14 protein-coding genes are annotated in these 16,398 nt (G+C 71.2%); 8 read left to right on the top strand and 6 right to left on the bottom strand.

Annotated elements, in window-relative coordinates; all coding sequences use genetic code 11:
* Positions 1–2 precede the first annotated feature (2 nt).
* Entirely contained in the window at positions 3–686 is a 684-nt protein-coding gene (locus AB0D85_RS30145; RefSeq protein WP_362326960.1) for a hypothetical protein, read from the top strand.
* A gap of 93 nt (positions 687–779) precedes the next feature.
* On the opposite strand, the gene AB0D85_RS30140 is transcribed toward AB0D85_RS30145, so the two are convergent.
* The 3 genes from AB0D85_RS30140 to AB0D85_RS30130 all read right to left on the bottom strand — a co-directional run bounded on the left by AB0D85_RS30140 (position 780) and on the right by AB0D85_RS30130 (position 2,498).
* Positions 780–1,442 carry a DUF5063 domain-containing protein gene (locus tag AB0D85_RS30140; RefSeq protein WP_362326957.1) on the bottom strand — a complete coding sequence of 221 codons (663 nt, stop codon included), beginning with the start codon at positions 1,440–1,442 and terminating at the stop codon, positions 780–782.
* Complete coding sequence (gene recR / locus AB0D85_RS30135) at positions 1,435–2,034, bottom strand: recombination mediator RecR (RefSeq protein WP_046732256.1); 600 nt, start codon at positions 2,032–2,034, stop codon at positions 1,435–1,437. Before recR ends, AB0D85_RS30140 begins: the two co-directional genes overlap by 8 nt.
* 119 nt (positions 2,035–2,153) lie before the next feature.
* A complete protein-coding gene (locus tag AB0D85_RS30130; RefSeq protein WP_362326953.1) occupies positions 2,154–2,498 on the bottom strand; it encodes a YbaB/EbfC family nucleoid-associated protein in 345 nt (114 codons plus the stop codon).
* A 297-nt stretch (positions 2,499–2,795) separates the two neighbouring features.
* On the opposite strand from AB0D85_RS30130, the gene AB0D85_RS30125 reads away from it, so the two are divergent.
* Positions 2,796–3,545, top strand: coding sequence for an SLATT domain-containing protein (locus AB0D85_RS30125; RefSeq protein WP_362326950.1), 750 nt, complete (start codon positions 2,796–2,798; stop codon positions 3,543–3,545).
* A gap of 102 nt (positions 3,546–3,647) precedes the next feature.
* Here the strand turns inward: AB0D85_RS30125 and AB0D85_RS30120 are convergent, their stop codons facing one another.
* A complete protein-coding gene (locus tag AB0D85_RS30120) occupies positions 3,648–4,652 on the bottom strand; it encodes a LacI family DNA-binding transcriptional regulator (RefSeq protein ID WP_362326947.1) in 1,005 nt (334 codons plus the stop codon).
* 123 nt (positions 4,653–4,775) lie between these two features.
* On the opposite strand from AB0D85_RS30120, the gene AB0D85_RS30115 reads away from it, so the two are divergent.
* From AB0D85_RS30115 to AB0D85_RS30105, 3 genes are read left to right on the top strand one after another with little or no spacing between them, the layout of a single operon-like run.
* Entirely contained in the window at positions 4,776–5,930 is a 1,155-nt protein-coding gene (locus AB0D85_RS30115; RefSeq protein ID WP_362326944.1) for a Gfo/Idh/MocA family oxidoreductase, read from the top strand.
* On the top strand, positions 5,927–6,931 hold the full coding sequence (locus tag AB0D85_RS30110) for a Gfo/Idh/MocA family oxidoreductase (RefSeq protein ID WP_362326941.1): 1,005 nt from the start codon (positions 5,927–5,929) through the stop codon (positions 6,929–6,931). The genes AB0D85_RS30115 and AB0D85_RS30110 overlap by 4 nt, the downstream gene beginning before the upstream one ends.
* Before the next feature lie 7 nt (positions 6,932–6,938).
* Positions 6,939–7,979, top strand: a complete 1,041-nt coding sequence (locus tag AB0D85_RS30105; RefSeq protein WP_362326938.1) for a Gfo/Idh/MocA family oxidoreductase — start codon at positions 6,939–6,941, stop codon at positions 7,977–7,979.
* A 4-nt stretch (positions 7,980–7,983) separates the two neighbouring features.
* On the opposite strand, the gene AB0D85_RS30100 is transcribed toward AB0D85_RS30105, so the two are convergent.
* Both AB0D85_RS30100 and AB0D85_RS30095 read right to left on the bottom strand, forming a co-directional pair.
* Positions 7,984–9,510 carry a substrate-binding domain-containing protein gene (locus AB0D85_RS30100; RefSeq protein ID WP_362326935.1) on the bottom strand — a complete coding sequence of 509 codons (1,527 nt, stop codon included), beginning with the start codon at positions 9,508–9,510 and terminating at the stop codon, positions 7,984–7,986.
* Positions 9,511–9,644: 134 nt separating this feature from the next.
* A complete protein-coding gene (locus tag AB0D85_RS30095) occupies positions 9,645–11,450 on the bottom strand; it encodes a protein kinase (RefSeq protein ID WP_362326932.1) in 1,806 nt (601 codons plus the stop codon).
* A 235-nt stretch (positions 11,451–11,685) separates the two neighbouring features.
* Between AB0D85_RS30095 and AB0D85_RS30090 the strand changes: the two genes are divergently transcribed.
* From AB0D85_RS30090 to AB0D85_RS30080, 3 genes are all read left to right on the top strand, one after another.
* A complete protein-coding gene (locus AB0D85_RS30090; protein ID WP_362326929.1) occupies positions 11,686–13,044 on the top strand; it encodes an aspartate aminotransferase family protein in 1,359 nt (452 codons plus the stop codon).
* 216 nt (positions 13,045–13,260) lie between these two features.
* Complete coding sequence (locus tag AB0D85_RS30085; RefSeq protein ID WP_362326926.1) at positions 13,261–13,959, top strand: GntR family transcriptional regulator; 699 nt, start codon at positions 13,261–13,263, stop codon at positions 13,957–13,959.
* Positions 13,956–16,397 carry a dolichyl-phosphate beta-glucosyltransferase gene (locus tag AB0D85_RS30080; protein ID WP_362326923.1) on the top strand — a complete coding sequence of 814 codons (2,442 nt, stop codon included), beginning with the start codon at positions 13,956–13,958 and terminating at the stop codon, positions 16,395–16,397. The genes AB0D85_RS30085 and AB0D85_RS30080 overlap by 4 nt, the downstream gene beginning before the upstream one ends.
* Position 16,398 lies beyond the last annotated feature (1 nt).

The raw sequence follows: 16,398 nt of genomic DNA, 5'->3' as shown, positions 1-16,398 counted from the left end.
CCATGGATACCCACCGGAAAGACTTGTACCCGGACGTGACCGCTGCGGGCGGTCTTGTATCGGCGATGGAAAAGGTCGCGCAGCTGGGCATGGGCGAAATCTGGCCAGTACCCTCGCCCGCCGCCGACATCATTGGTATCGAGACGGCAAGGGGGACCCTGTCAGTCGTCCTCGCGACCGAGGAGCGACTGTTCCGGGTACGTGTCCATATTCCCGGGATCATCTGGGACACTCCCGGGTTCACTTGGGAGATCGGCTCGACGGACGAGTTCGGGCTGCTCGTCGAGGCGGTGGTCGCATGGCGGGAAGGCGTGCCGTTCGACGAGTTGGCGGCGAGATTCACGTTCCTGGAGCTCGATGGATTCGCCCGGGCGCTCGATGAGGGAGAGCCCACTTCTTTGCAGTGGGCCGAACTTCTGTCGACCGAATTCCACCGGAGGCAATGGAACCTTCTGCGTCGCCTCCGTGCAGATGAGGTGCTGGGGAACATGTTCCCGACGATCACGCACGGTGCCGTCCGCCTGCGGGGGGATCTGTTCGTCTGGGGGAGCCGTCAAGTCCTGGTGTACGAGCCGGAAGAGGACCGTTACGAGGTCACTCGCCCCGGGGTACCCGGAGCCGACTGGGTCGAGGTACCGACCAGTGATCTGATCGCCTACCTGCGAGCCGCCTTGAACCAAGAGTGATCTCGACAGATCGATGAGGTCGAACCCCGCCGGGCAATCCCTGGCGGGGTTTCTTGCACGCAGATCGGTGAGCGGTTCAGGCGGCCAAGGAGCCTACTTCACCGGCCGCGCCCCCAGCGCCCCGCCGATCTCCTGTTCCATGACCTGGCCCGCTACGAACTCCAGGGTTTCGTCGCCCATCGTGTCCTGGTCCGTGTCCAGGCCGTCCAGTTCTTCCAGGGGCTGGTTCAGGCGGACGTGGATGAGGATGGACTGGAGGGCCCGGAGGACCGCGGAGGCGGTCGGGCCCCAGTTGGAGAAGTAGGAGAACTGCCACCACCACAGGGCCTCCGTGGTGCGGCCCGCGCGGTAGTGGGCCATGCCGTGGCGGAGGTCGGTGACGATGTCGGCCAGGTCGTCCGAGAGGCGGGCCGGGACGGGCGCCTTGCGGGGCTCGTACGGGTCGAAGACCTCGGAGTAGACGTCGATGGGCTCCAGCAGGCGCGCGAAGTTCTCGCGGAGCTCGTCCACGTCCGGCTCCGGGCCCAGGTCCGGCTCGTAGCGCTCGTCGGGGACGATGTCCTCGTGCGCGCCGAGGCGGCCGCCGGCCAGCAGGAGCTGGGAGACCTCCAGGAGGAGGAAGGGCACCGCCGAGTCCGGCTCGTCGCCCTTCGCGACCTCCGTGACGGCCACCAGGAAGCTCTCCACCTGGTCCGCGATCTGGACCACGAAGTCGTCCGGGTTCTGTGCAGTCGCGTGCAGCGTGGCGTCAGACATCTAGGAGTCGTCTCCCCTCGAAGGCGCGGCCGAGGGTGACCTCGTCCGCGTATTCCAGGTCGCCGCCCACCGGGAGGCCGCTGGCCAGGCGGGTGACCTTCAGGCCCATGGGTTTGATCATGCGGGCGAGGTACGTGGCCGTCGCCTCGCCTTCGAGATTGGGGTCCGTGGCCAGGATGAGCTCGGTGACCGTGCCGTCGGCCAGCCGGGCGAGGAGTTCCCTTATGCGGAGGTCGTCGGGACCCACGCCCTCGATCGGGCTGATCGCGCCGCCGAGCACGTGGTAGCGGCCCCGGAACTCGCGGGTGCGCTCGATCGCCACCACGTCCTTCGGCTCCTCCACCACGCAGATGACCGTCGGGTCACGGCGGGCGTCGCGGCAGATGTTGCACAGTTCCTCCTGTGCCACGTTGCCGCAGGTCGCGCAGAAGCGGACCTTCGCCTTCACTTCCAGGAGGGCCTGGGCGAGACGCCGTACGTCCGTCGGTTCGGCCTGCAGGATGTGGAAGGCGATCCGCTGCGCGCTCTTGGGACCGACGCCGGGCAGCCGCCCCAGCTCGTCGATGAGGTCCTGAACCACGCCTTCGTACAACGGACTGCCCTTCCTGGAGTCTTTCGGTACGTACGGTAGTTGGCTGCCGCCTGTCCTAGGAAGGCGGTACGGGTGTCGCGCCCGTGACGAACATCAGAACGGCCACCGCCACAGAGGTGCTAGAACGGCAGGCCGGGGATGCCGCTGCCGCCGCCCATACCCTGCGCCAGCGGGCCCAGCTTCTGCTGCTGGAGCGCCTGCGCGTTCTCGTTGGCCGCCTGGACGGCCCCGATGATCAGGTCCGTGAGGGTGTCGATGTCCTCCGGATCCACCACCTTCGGGTCGATCTTCAGCGCGCGCAGCTCGCCGGCGCCGGTCACGGTGGCCCTGACCAGGCCGCCGCCCGCCTGCCCGTCGACCTCCGTGTTCGCCAGCTCCTCCTGGGCCCGTGCCAGGTCCTGCTGCATCTTCTGGGCCTGCTGGAGCAGCTGCTGCATGTTGGGCTGGCCACCACCGGGGATCACGATCAGCTCCTGGGTCCGGTCCTTCGCTTCGCTCTGCTGTGCATGAGCCTACGTGGTCGACGCAGCCATCGCCCCGCCACTCTTTCGAGTGAGAATCCCGGGAGGCCTATACCTGACCAAGACCCACTTCCGGGCGGAAAAGAGACGAAAGCGAAGCCTTCGCCACCCATTGGGCGGTAGGAAGGGTGCCCGTCATCAGCATCCATTGTCGGGTCCGGTGCCGTGGCCGGCGTCATGTTCAATGCCAGGTCCAGTGTCACGGAACGTGACCGGTCGGGATCAGTTAGGGAGTGCCGGGTGGTTCAGCCGGAGATGCAGCCCGAGGGACCGCCTCAGGACGGGCGGGGCGAGGGTGCGGCCGGACCGCGGCCGGGTGATCTGACCGGGCGGGTGTTCCCGCACGGCGACTGGGGCGAACCGGCCGAACGGCTCGAAGAGCTCTACCGGTGGGTGGAGCGCGGGGCGCTGGAGACGGCCGCGTGGTACCTGACGGACCGGGTGTGGAAACGGCGGGGGGCGCGGGCGCTGCGGTGCGGGGCGGCCGTGGGGGCGACGCTCGGGGCCGCCCTGCCGCTCCTCGACCTCACCGGGGTGGTCGGCGGGGTCGCGCCCTGGGGGTATCTGGCGCTGCTGATGGCGGTGGCGTGCATCGGCGCCGACCGGTTCTTCGGGGTGACCTCCGGCTGGATAAGGGACATGGCCACGGCCCAGGCCGTGCAGCGGCGGCTCCAGGTGCTCCAGTTCGACTGGGCCGCGGAGAGCGTCCGGGAGGTGCTGGGACCGGCGGAGGGGACGGCGAGCGAGGCGGCCGAGCGGTGCCTGGGGGTGCTGCGGCGGTTCTCGGAGGACGTGACCGAGCTGGTCCGCACGGAGACGGCTGACTGGATGGTGGAGTTCCGCACGGGGCCGACCCCGCTGGGCATCCAGGCGGCGGTCGTGGCGGGGCCGCGGGGGGATGCGGGGCAGCTGAACGGGCGGTTCCCGTTGCCGGGGCCCGGCGGGGCCCGGCCGAACATGCCGAGGCAGCGGCCGCCGGAACCGAGATGACCGGGACAGGGGGTGCGCGTCGTCGGCCGGCCGCGGGTGCGTGGTGGTTGCCCGCGCAGTTCCCCGCGCCCCTGAAGGGGCGCTCCGGACGCCCCCCGATGCTCAGCCGCCCGGTGGCGGTCCCGTCGTCCCCCTCACTTCCAGATACGGCGTCACCAGATCCACCTCGGCCGCCCTTTCCGGCTCCGTGATCCTGTCGAGGAGGCGTTGGGCGGCCCGGCGGCCCACCTCCGCGCTCGCGTTGTCCACCGTCGTGAGCCACAGGTGCCGCAGCCGGGAGAGGTACGTGTTGTCGTAGCCGACCAGGGACAGGTCCCGGGGGACGGTGAGTCCCGTCTCCTCGGCCGCCGAGAGCGCGCCCACGCAGGTCATGTCGTTGACGGCGAAGACCGCCGTCGGGCGGCGCGGACGGCTCAGCAGGCGGACCGCCGCCCGGTAGCCGCCCTCCTCCGTGAGGTCCCCCTGCTCCACCACCGCCGAGCCGGCCAGCCCGTGCTCCCGCATCGTCGCCTCGAAGCTGCGCCGGCGCAGCTCGCCGACCGCGCCCTGCCCGGCGATGTGCGCGATGTCCCGGTGGCCGAGCCCGATGAGGTGCTCGGTGGCGAGGCGGGCGCCGAGTTCGTCGTCGTTCGCCACGATGTCCACGGCCGGCAGCACCGGCTCCCGGGCGCCGGCCACCACCGTCGGCACCCGGTCGGCCGCCGTGCGCAGCACCCCGGGGTCGTGCAGGGTGCCGACCGCTATCAGCCCGTCGACGTGCAGTTCGGTGAAGGTGTGGGTGAGGTCCTCGCCGAGGCGGCGGTTGAGGTGGCCGTCGGCCAGCAGCATGCGCAGCCCGGCGTCGTACAGCCGCCGGTTCAGTCCGTCGAGGAGTTCCACGAACCAGGGGTTGCGCATGTCGTTCAGCAGCACGCCGACCGTGCGGGTGCGCCGCTCGCTGAGGCTGCGCGCGGCCGCGTTGGGCCGGTAGCCGAGTTCCTCGACGGCGGCCAGCACCGCCCGGCGCTTGTCGTCGCGGACCCCGTCCGCGCCCCGCAGCACCAGGGAGACCAGCGACTTCGACACACCGGCCCGCGCGGCGACGTCACGGATGGTCGGAGCGCTCATGGTGTGGACCGTTCCATAGCCCCGGCCACTTTGTAAAGACGGCCGAATGTCTTGACACCTGCGGAAGCGTCCCCGCATCGTGGGCGGGCAAGGCTCTGGAACGGTCCAAAGAAGGGCAGCCCCATGGTGAGTACGCTCGGCGTCGCCGTCGTCGGTTTCGGCTGGATGGGACGGGTGCACACCCAGGCCTACCAGCGGATCCCCCACCACTTCCCGCAGCTGTCCGTACGGCCCGAGCTGGTCGCCGTCGCCGAGGAGGTGCCGGGCCGGGCCGAGGAGGCCGCCGCCCAGTTCGGGTTCGCGTCGACCACCCGGGACTGGCGTGAGGTCGTCACCGACCCGCGCGTCCAGGCCGTCAGCATCACCGCGCCGAACTTCCTGCACCGCGAGATCGGCGTCGCGATGGCCGAGGCCGGCAAGCACATCTGGATCGAGAAGCCGGTCGGGCTGACGGCGGAGGACGCCCGGTCCGTCGCCGACGCCGTCGCCAAGGCGGGGGTGCGCAGCACCGTCGGCTTCAACTACCGCAACGCGCCCGCCGTCGCCCACGCCCGCGACCTGATCGCCTCCGGCGAGCTCGGCACGGTCACCCACGTCCGCGTCCGCCTCTTCAGCGACTACGCGGCCCACCCCGACGGCGCCCTGACCTGGCGCTACGAGCGCGCCCGCGGCGGCGGAGGCGTCCTGGGCGACCTCGCCTCGCACGGCGTCGACCTGGCCCGCTTCCTGCTCGGCGACATCGAGTCGCTGGCCGCCGACACGGCCGTCTTCATCCCCGAGCGCGCCCGCCCCACCGGCGCCACCGCAGGCCACACCCTCGCCACCGGCGGCGAACTCGGCCCCGTCGAGAACGAGGACTACGTCAACTGCCTGCTGCGCTTCGCCTCCGGCGCCCGGGGTGTCCTGGAGGCCTGCCGGGTCTCGGTCGGCGAGCAGAACAACTACGGCTTCGAGGTGCACGGCACCAAGGGCGCGGTCTTCTGGGACTACCGGCGCATGGGCGAGCTCGGCGTCAGCCGCGGCACCTCCTACCAGGACCAGCCCGTCAGCACGGTGTTCGTCGGCCCCGGCCACGGCGAGTACGGCGCCTTCCAGCCCGGCGCGGCCAACGCCATGGGCTACGACGACCTCAAGGTGATCGAGGCCCACACCTTCCTGCGCTCCGTCGCCGAGGGCACCTCGTACGGCGCCACGCTCGACGACGCCGTGCACAGCGCCACCGCCCTCGACGCGATGAGCCGCTCCGCCGAGCGGGGGACGTGGGTGAGCCTCGGATGAGCACCGTGCGGACGAGCCCCGTGCGGATCGGGGTCGTCGGCGCCGGGAACATGGGCGCCGACCATGCGAACACACTGCACCGCTGGGTCTCCGGCGCCGAGGTCGTCCTCGTCGCCGACATCGACAAGGGGCGGGCCGCCGAGGTCGCGGCGGCCGTACCGGGGGCACGGGCCACCGACGACCCGTACGCGCTGATCGCCGACCCCGAGGTCGACGCCGTCGTCATCGCCTCCCACGACAGCACGCACGCGGACCTCGCGATCGCCGGCGCCCGGGCGGGCAAGCCGGTCATGTGCGAGAAGCCGCTCGCGCCGACGACGGCCGAGTGCGTGCGGGTCCTCCGGGAGGACCGCGCGGACCTGGTCTCCCTGGGCTTCATGCGCCGGTTCGACCCCGGTTACGTCGACCTCAGGGCCGCCCTCGCCGCCGGTACGGCCGGTACTCCCCTCCTCGTGCACTGCATGAGCCGGGGTGTGTCCTCCGCGCCCGGCGCCACGGACGAGTTCAGCGTCACCGGCTCCGCCATCCACGAGTTCGACACCGTGCCCTGGCTGCTGAACTCCCCCGTCGTCGAGGTCAGTTGGCACGCGGCCCGCCCCACCCCGGCGGTGACCGGGCTACGGGACCCCCAGCTGATGCTGCTGCGCACGGCCGACGGCGCGCTGACCACCGTGGAGACCTTCCTCAACGCCGGGTACGGCTACGACATCCGCTGCGAGGTCGTCGGCGAGCACGGCACCCTCGCGCTGACCGACCCGGCCCGGCTGGTGGCCGACACCGCCCGTACCCGTGCCACCGGCTACCCGGCCGACTGGCGGCCCCGGTTCGCCGACGCCTACCGCCTGGAGCTGCAGGCGTGGACCGACGCCGTCGCCGAAGGGCGGCCGGCACCGCTGGCCACGGCGTACGACGGGCTGGTGGCCTCCGCGGTCGCCGAGGCCGTCATCGCGTCCATGCACGCCGACGGCCGCACCGTCGCCGTCCGGGTCCCGGAGGTCTGAGGTGCCGATGCCGACACCCCCCGCCTTCCCCACCGCGCTCCCCGCCCCGCGCACCCCCGATCCCATGGCGGCGCCCGTGCTGCGCTGGGGTGTGCTCGGCACCGGCTGGATCGCCGAGCGTTTCGTGAACTCGGTCCAGAACCACACCCGCCAGCGCTTCACCGCCGTCGCCTCCCGCGGCGCGGCCCGCGCCACGGACTTCGCCGGCCGGCACGGCATCCCGGCCGCGTACGGCTCGTACGAGGAACTGGTCGCGGCGCCGGACGTCGACGTCGTCTACGTGGCGACCGAGCACACCGCCCATCTCGCCTGCGCACGGCTGGCGTTGGAGGCAGGCAAGCACACCCTGGTGGAGAAGCCGCTGGCCCTCGACGCGGCCCAGGCCACGGAACTGGCCCGACTGGCCACCTCCCGCGGCCTGTTCTGTGCCGAAGCGCTCTGGACCTTCTTCCTCCCCCGCTTCGACGTCGTCCGGCAGATCCTCGACTCCGGTGTCCTCGGCGACATCCACACCGTGCTGGCCGACCACGGCGAGCACTTCGCCCCCGGTCACCGCATCCTGCGCGCCGATCTCGCCGGCGGCCCGCTCCTCGACCTCGGCACCTACCCCGTCTCCCTCGCCACCTGGGTCCTCGGCGAGCCCACCGAGATCCTCGCCACCGGCCAGCCGCACCCGGCCGGCGTCAACGGCCAGATCTCCGCCGTCCTGCGCGCCCCCGACGGCAGCCAGTCCGCCGTCCACACCACGCTCTTCAGCGACACCCCGACCACCGCGACGATCGCCGGCAACCACGCCACGCTCACCCTGCCGGGCCCCTTCTACCAGCCGGGGGACGTCCTGCTGACCCCGTCCGGCGGCGGTACGACCCTGACGTACACGGAGGAACGCACCGCCCACGACGCGCTCCACTTCGAAGCGGCGGAGGTGGCGAGATGCGTGACGGCGGGGATGCGGGAGTCACCGCTCCGGCCGCTGGAGGAGTCGATCGGCACGCTGCGGGCGCTGGACGGCATTCGTCGGGTGTGCGGCATCGAGTTCCCCGGGTAGGCGCTCAGGCGCAGAGCTTCATCCCCACCGGCGTGTAACACGGCACATGCCCATGCGCGCGGATCTCGTCCTCGCCGCTCCCCTTCATGACGTACGCCAGGAAGCTCGACGCCAGGGAGCCGGACACCGGCTGCCCGTACGTGTACGCGTACTCGATCTCCCGGTACGGATACGGACTCGCGCCGCGCTCGATCGCCTCCACGGACGGGGCGTTGTGGTCCAGGGACAGCACGTGCAGCCCCTTCGCCCCGGCCGCCACGTTCAGCTCGGCATAGCCGATCGCGCCCTTCAGCTCGGCCACCTCCGACAGCACCTGGTCGGTCGAGTCCAGCTCGCAGCGGATCACCTTCGCCGTCGGGTCGTCCTTGTGGACGCAGTCGACGGAGGAGTTGGCGATCTCGCCGCGCCCCAGTATCCGCCGCTGGAAGACCTGCCGGGTACCGGAGTTGGCGTCCCGGCTGACCAGCTTCACCGGCAGGTCGGGCCCGCCCAGCTGCTTCCAGTCGGTGATCTCGCCGCGGTACAGCCGTCGTACGTCCGCGGTGGAGAGGTCCGTCAGCTTCAGGTCGTCGTTCACGACCAGCGCGAAGACCACCAGGGCGACCCGGTTCTCCTTCAGTTCGGGCATGTCCGCGGGCTTGGGGCCGTCCGAGAGGGCCACGACCGGCGGGGAGCTCTTCTTCGACCACACGACCCCGGCGCTGTCCAGCTCCCTGACCCCGGCCGTCGAGCCGTGCGCGTCCACGGTGATCGACGAACCCTCGCACTGCTTCTCGTACGTCCTCGCCGCGTCCTGCATCACGGGGGCGAAGGCGGTCGAGCCGATGACCTGCAGCGAGCCCTTGGCGCAGCCGATCGGCGGCGGGTTGTCGTCGCGGGCCACGACGATCGTGGCGAGGGTGAGGACACTGAGCGTCAGCATGATGGTGATCAGCCGGGAGGCGCGGCTGAACAGGGGCGTGACGTCGTCCGGGGTGGCGCTGCGGTTGCTGTGCACCTCGCCGTCGTGGAGACCGCCGATGACCTTGATGTCCCGGCCGACGTCACCGCCCGACAGCAGCACGAGCAGTTTGAAGTGCTCGCCGTGGTTGAGCGGGACGCGCGGGATGCGCAGGGTGCTGCCGGTGTAGCCGAAGCCGCGTTCCGCGGTGAAGTGCGCCATGAGGTGGTCGCTGTCGGTCTGCGTGACCGAGACGCCCCGGATCATCCGGTCGGTGAACACCGCGGTGAGGCCGTGCGGTTCGGGGCTGGTGTAGTCGTCGCGGCCGATGCCCTGGGAGCCGTCGTTCTCGATCCGCAGCAGGACGAGGGTGGCGCCGGCCATGTCCGGGGCCTCGTCGAAGAGGCCCAGGCGTCTGCCGATCCGGCCGGCGCGGGCGTCGTCGCCTATCGGACTGTCCATCTGCACGCGGTAGCCGATGCGTTTGCGGCGCGGGACGCGTCGCTCGTACCAGAAGATGCCCGCCGACGCGACGATGCCGAGCACCGCGGTGCCGACGGCCACGATGTTCTCCGCGCTCAGCCACTCCATGTGGGTGCCCCCGCCACTCCCCGGAGCCGGATGATGGGGTCACCGTAAGGGCCGGGCGGAACGTGCGCAGGGACAATCCGGTCAGCCGGGCGGAAGTTCGCCGTACGTTCAACTACCTCACAGGGAACGGGATTTCACCGCTTGCTGTACGTCAGGCTCTCGCTGCCGTCCTTCTTCACCCGCTTCAGCCTGCCGTCCGACAACAGGGTCACCTCGGTGGCGTCTCCGGCGGAGCACGACGAACGGGGCTTGCCGGACGTGACCGTGGACGGGCCGATCTCCAACGGGCCCGAGGAGCCCGGCCGTTCGGCGAGCTTCGCGCCGAACACGCAGTGGTAGCCGGGTCCGTCGGCGACGAGGGTGAGCACCGGGTCGCCCACCGCGCCCTGGCGGATGGTGAGTTCACGGGTGTTGTGGCCGGTGGAGTTGTCTATCGCGGTGGTCCAGGTGCCGAGGAAGGCGGCGGGGACGGTGCCCTTGGCGGTGGCCGAGGAGGAGGGCGACGACTGGGTGGGCGTCGGTTCCCCGGAGGTGGTGGGGGCGGTGGCCGACGGGGTGTCGGAGACGTTGCCGTTCGCGCTGTCGCCGTCGCCGCCGCTGTTCATGAGCGCGTAGACGGAGCCGCCCGCGGCCAGCAGCACGATCAGGGCGATGGTGACGAGCAGGGCGGTGGAACGACCGGTACGGCGCGGCTCGTCGGCGGGGGTGGGGTCGTAGAGCGGGGGTGGGGGTGTGTAGAAGGGGGTGGGCTCCGGGGTGGGTTCCGGTGCGGTGACGGCGGTGTAGGGGTTGTACGGCTGCGACTGGGGCTGGGGGTGCTGGTGAGGTTGGTTCGGGTAGCCGTATGCGGGGTGGGCGGGGGCGTGTTCCGGGGACTGCGGGTTGGGTGTCGGCTGCGGGTTATTTGTGGCTGATCGCGCAGTTCCCCGCGCCCCTTGGGGGGTTGGCCCTTGCGCCCATTGGTTCGTTGCCCCTTTTTGAGGGGTTGTTGCCGGCGCTTCCGCCAAGGACCCGTGCAGGGTCGGGTCCTCCGCCTCCAGGAGTTCCACCGCGTGGCGTCCCAGCTGGGCCACCAGTGCCCCCGGCAGCCAGGGGTCTCTCGACCGGCCCTGGTCGACCGTGTCGCCCGCCCCCGTCCGCGCCAGGATCGCGTCCAGCGAGGGACGGGACGCCGGGTCCTTCCGCAGGCAGTCGCGGACCACGTCGGCGATGCCCTCGGGGATCGCCGACAGGTCGGGTTCCTCCTGGGCGATCCGGAAGAGCAGGGCGTGTTCGCCGCCCTCGGTGGAGCCGAACGGGAGACGGCCGGTGGCCGCGTAGGCGAGGACCGAGCCGAGGCAGAAGATGTCGGAGGCCGGCGTGATCCGGTCGCCGCGCACCTGCTCGGGGGCCATGAAGCCGGGCGAGCCGACGAGCGAGCCGGTCTGGGTGAGCCCCTCGCCTGGCTGGGTCTCCAGCGCCCGGGCGATGCCGAAGTCGATGACCCGGGGCCCCTCTATGGTGAGCATCACGTTGGACGGCTTGAGGTCGCGGTGGACTATCCCGGCCGAGTGGATGTTGGCGAGCGCGTGCGCGAGGCCGGCGGCGAGGATGCGTACCGATCGCTCGGGCAGGGGACCGTGGTCGTGCTCGACGACCCGTTGCAGGCTCGGTCCGGCGACATAGCCGGTGGCCACCCAGGGCACGGCGGCCTCGGTGTCGGCGTCCAGGACGGGTGCGGTCCAGAAGCCGCCGACCCGCTGGGCGTTGCGCACCTCCTGGCGGAAACGGGCCCGGAACTCCTCGCGCTCGGCCAGCTCCGCGCGCACCAGCTTCACGGCGACGGTACGGCCGCGCTCCGACCGGGCGAGATACACCTGCCCCATCCCGCCCGCACCCAGCCGCGCGAGCAACCGGTATCCCCCGATGTGCTGCGGATCCCCCGGCCCCAGCTTCTCCATGGCAGACCCGCCCCTCCCACACACTTGTGATCGAGCCGAGAATAATGCGGCCGTTCCAGGAGCCCGGCCACGCCATGTCTACGGTTACGTAACAGGCTCCGGCGCTTCCGGCACAAACGGACATCACCCGCTCCACTCCGTCCACCGCCTGTGGACAACCTGTCGCGGAATCCCCCTGTCCACGGAACAAGTCGCCGATACCGCGCCCGTACCCCCCGCTCCTACGCTCCCCGGCATGACCCCTCAGCCCAGCCCCGAGGTCGGTGTCGCCGTCAAGGCCGCCGACCGTGCGCATGTGTTCCACTCCTGGTCCGCGCAGGACCTCATCGACCCGCTCGCCGTGGCCGGCGCCGAGGGGTCGTACTTCTGGGACTACGACGGCCGGCGGTACCTGGACTTCACCAGCGGGCTGGTCTTCACCAACATCGGCTACCAGCACCCGAAGGTCGTCGCGGCCATCCAGGAGCAGGCCGCGAAGATGACGACCTTCGCACCCGCCTTCGCCGTCGAGGCGCGCTCGGAGGCGGCCCGGCTGATCGCCGAGCGGACCCCCGGGGACCTCGACAAGATCTTCTTCACCAACGGGGGCGCGGACGCCGTCGAGCACGCGGTGCGGATGGCGCGGCTGCACACGGGACGCCCCAAGGTGCTGTCCGCCTACCGGTCGTACCACGGCGGCACCCAGCAGGCGATCAACATCACCGGCGACCCCCGCCGCTGGCCCTCCGACGGCGCCGCCGCCGGCGTCGTGCACTTCTGGGCGCCCTTCCTCTACCGCTCCCGTTTCTACGCGGAGACGGAGGAGCAGGAGACCGCGCGGGCGCTGGAGCACCTGGAGACCACGATCGCGTTCGAGGGGCCGGGTACGGTCGCCGCGATCGTCCTGGAGACCGTTCCCGGCACCGCCGGGATCATGGTGCCGCCCGCCGGGTATCTGGCCGGTGTCCGCGAGATCTGCGACAAGTACGGGATCGTCTTCGTCCTCGACGAGGTCATGGCCGGGTTCGGGCGGACCGGCGAGTGGTTCGCCGCCGACCTGTTCGGGGTCGTACCGGACCTGATGACCTTCGCCAAGGGCGTGAACAGCGGGTATGTGCCGCTCGGCGGCGTCGCCATCAGCGAGAAGATCGCCGAGACCTTCGGCAAGCGGCCCTACCCGGGCGGGCTGACGTACTCCGGGCATCCGCTGGCCTGTGCCGCCGCCGTCGCCACCATCAACGTGATGGCGGAGGAGGGGGTGGTCGAGAACGCCAAGCGGCTCGGTGCCGAGGTCGTCGGGCCCGCGCTCGCGGCGCTCGCCGAGCGGCACCCGTGCGTCGGCGAGGTGCGCGGTGTCGGCATGTTCTGGGCGCTCGACCTGGTGAAGGACAAGGAGACCCGGGAGCCGCTCGTGCCGTACAACGCGGCCGGCGAGGCGAATGCGCCGATGGCCGCGTTCGGCTCCGCCGCGAAGCAGCAGGGGCTGTGGCCGTTCGTGAACATGAACCGGACGCATGTCGTGCCGCCGTGCAATGTCTCCGAGGCGGAGCTGAAGGAGGGCCTCGCGGCACTGGACGCCGCGTTGAGTGTGGCCGACGAGTACACGGTGGGCTGAGGGCGCGTTTCGGCTGCCGGCCGGTGGGGGCTGGTCGCGCCCACGCGGCGGAGCCGCAAATGTCTCAGCCCCGCGCCCCTTACGGGGCGCCTCGTACGGGGCGTTTCAAGGAGACGGAAGGATTACGGGAGCAACCCGAACGCGTAAGGTGGCGTGCTCGTAGATGTACATGTAAGCGAGCACGTCACCCGCACGCGTGAGGAGAGGCACCCGACGATGCCCGGCAACGGCGCTGTGACCCGCAGTACCCTGCGCCAGCAGATCGCGGACGCGCTCCGTGACGAGGTGCTCGCCGGGCGGCTCCAGCCGGGCCGGGAGTTCACGGTCAAGGAGATCGCCGAGCAGTACGGGGTCTCCGCCACGCCGGTCCGCGAGGCCCTGGTCGACCTGTCCGCGCAGGGCATCCTCGACGCCGACCAGCACCGCGGCTTCCGGGTGCCGGAGTACTCGCTCGCCGACTACCGGGGCATGATCGAGGCCCGCAGCCTGGTCACCGACGGCATGTTCCAGTCCCTCGTCGAGGGCCACCACCGCGCCTTCAAGGACCCGGACGACCCACGGGTGGCGGCCGCGCTGGCCACGGTCCGGCGGCGCGGCGAGGAGGCGCAGCGCGCCGCGGCCGCCGGCGACCTCACCATCCTCATCGGCTACGACCTCCGCTTCTGGCGCGAGCTGTCGGCCCTGTTCGGCAACCCCTACCTCGGCGACTTCCTGCACCGGCTGCGCGTGCAGTCCTGGGTGTGCGCGGTGCAGCACCTACGGCGGCTGCCCGATCTACGCGGGTATCTCTGGTCCCGGCACACCGAGTTGGTCGACGCGCTGTCCCACCGGGACGCGGAGGCCGCCCGGGGGATCGTCGCCGCGTACAACACGCACTCCATCGCCCTGATCGAGCGACTGGCGGAGAACGGATGACCGCGCCCACGGAGCAGGATGTGGACGGGGAGACCGTCGATCTTTCCGTCGTCATCCCCGCGTACAACGAGGAGGAGCGGCTCGGGCCGACGCTCGACGCCGTCACCCGCTACCTCGCCGACAACGAGAGCCGCTTCGGCTCCTGGGAAGTGATCGTCTCCGACGACGGCTCGACCGACGGGACGCGCGAGGTCGCCGCCTTACGGCACCCGCGCGTCCGGCTGGTCGCCGGTGAGCGCAACCGGGGCAAGGGCAACGCACTGCGTCTCGGTGTCGCCGCGAGCGGCGGCGGCCGGGTCCTGGTCACCGACGCCGATCTCGCCGCCCCGATCGAGGAGTTGGAGCGGCTGGACAAGGCGCTCAGCGAGGGCAACGCGGCGGCGATCGGCTCGCGTGCGGTGCCGGGCGCGGAGATAACCGACCACCAGCACCGGCTGCGCGAGCTGCTGGGGCGGGCGGGGAACCTGCTGATACGCGCCACCGCCGTGCCCGGCATCCGGGACACCCAGTGCGGTTTCAAGCTCTTCGACGGCGACCTGGCCCGCGAGGCCTTCGCCGACTCCCGGCTCGACGGCTGGGGCATCGACGTCGAGGTCCTCCAGCACCTGCACCAGGGCGGCCACCCGATCGCCGAGGTCCCGGTCCGCTGGAGCCACCGGCCCGGCTCGAAGGTCGGCCCGCTGGCCTACCCGAGGGTCCTCGCGGATCTGGCCCTTCTCCGCGTCCGCCGGCTGCGCCCGGCCGACCTCCTGGTCCCGGTCCTCTTCCTGCTGATGTCCGTGGCGTTGTACTCGGGCCGTTTCTTCGACCCGGACCACCGCTATCTCACCGACTCCCTCCAGGACCAGAACCAGTGGGAGTGGTTCTTCGCGGTGACGGCGGACAGCGTCGCGCACTTCCGCAACCCGCTCTTCTCCGACCTCCAGGGCTTCCCCGACGGCGTCAACCTGATGGCCAACACGGTCATGCTGGGCGCCTCCGTCCCCTTCGCCCCGCTCACGCTCATAGCGGGACCGGCGGTCTCCCTGAGCGTCTGCATGGCCCTCGGCCTCGCCGCGACCGCCGTCGCCTGGTACTGGCTGATCGTGAAGCGGGTGGTACGGCAGCGGGGTGCCGCCTTCGTCGGCGCCGCCCTCGCGGCCTTCGCACCGCCGATGGTCAGCCACGCCAACGCGCACCCCAACTTCGTCATCCTCTTCATGATCCCGCTGATCATCGACCGCGCCCTGCGCCTCGCCTCGGGCGCCCGGGTGCGGCGGGACGGGATCGTGCTCGGGCTGATGGCGGCGTACCAGGTGTTCCTGGGCGAGGAGCCGTTCCTGCTGGCGGCGCTGGGGATGACGCTGTTCGCCGGGGCGTACGCGGCCGTACGACCGGAGGTGGCGAGGGAGGCCTGGCGCCCCCTCGGCAAGGGCCTGCTGATCGCCGGCGCGGTCTGTCTCCCGCTGGTCGCGTACCCCCTCTACTGGCAGTTCACGGGCCCGCAGAGCTATCACAGCGTCCTGCACGGCGACAACGCCGGAAACAGCCCGCTCTCGCTCCTCGCCTTCGCCGAGCGCTCCCTGCTCTACGGAAACGCGGCCCGCGCCAACGAGCTGTCCCTCAACCCCACCGAGCAGAACGCCTTCTACGGCTGGCCGTTGATCCTGCTCGCCTTCGGGATCGCCGTACGACTGTGGGAGCGGCCGCTGGTCAAGGCGCTGGCGTTCACCTCGGTGGCCGCCGCGGTGCTGTCGATGGGCCCGAAGATCCGCATCCCGCTGACGGAGACGGTGTATCCGGGCCCGTGGGCGCTGGTGCGGAAGCTGCCCCTCTTCGAGTCGGTGATCGAGGGCCGGGTGGCGATGGTCTGCGCACCCGCGCTGGGCGTCCTCCTGGCCGTGCTGCTGGAGAAGGTGCTGGCCACGCGGCGGATCGGCGTCCAGTACTTCGGTCTCCTCGCGGTGGCGCTGGCCCTGCTGCCGATCGTTCCGGCGCCGCTCAAGTCCGTGCAGCGCGAGGCGGTCCCGGAGTTCATCACGAGCGGGCTGTGGAAGTCGTACGTGGGCAGGGGCGAGTCCCTCGTCCCGGTCCCGCTCCCCGACCCCGGCTACGCGGAGGCCCTGCACTGGCAGACGGCGGCCGGTCTCGGCTTCAAGCTCCCCGGCGGATACTTCAACGGTCCCTACGGCGCCGATCGCATCGGGATCTACGGTGCCGTCCCGCGCTACACCTCCGACATGCTGCGGGACGTCCGCTACACCGGGAAGGTGCCGGTGATCGGCAAGAACTGGCGGGCGCAGGCGAAAACGGACTTCGCATACTGGAAGGCGGGGGCCCTGGTGGTCGCCCCGCAGCCCAACGACGACAAACTGCGGCAGGCGGTCGAGGACCTGACCGGAAAACCCGGTAGGTGGACGGGCGGGGTCTGGGTATGGGACCTGCACGGGGGGAGCTGAC

It is taken from the genome of Streptomyces sp. NPDC048277, from assembly GCF_040652235.1.
GTDB lineage: Bacteria > Actinomycetota > Actinomycetes > Streptomycetales > Streptomycetaceae > Streptomyces.
Note: the sequence above shows the minus strand (reverse complement) of the source record. Positions and strands in the feature narration are given on the sequence as shown.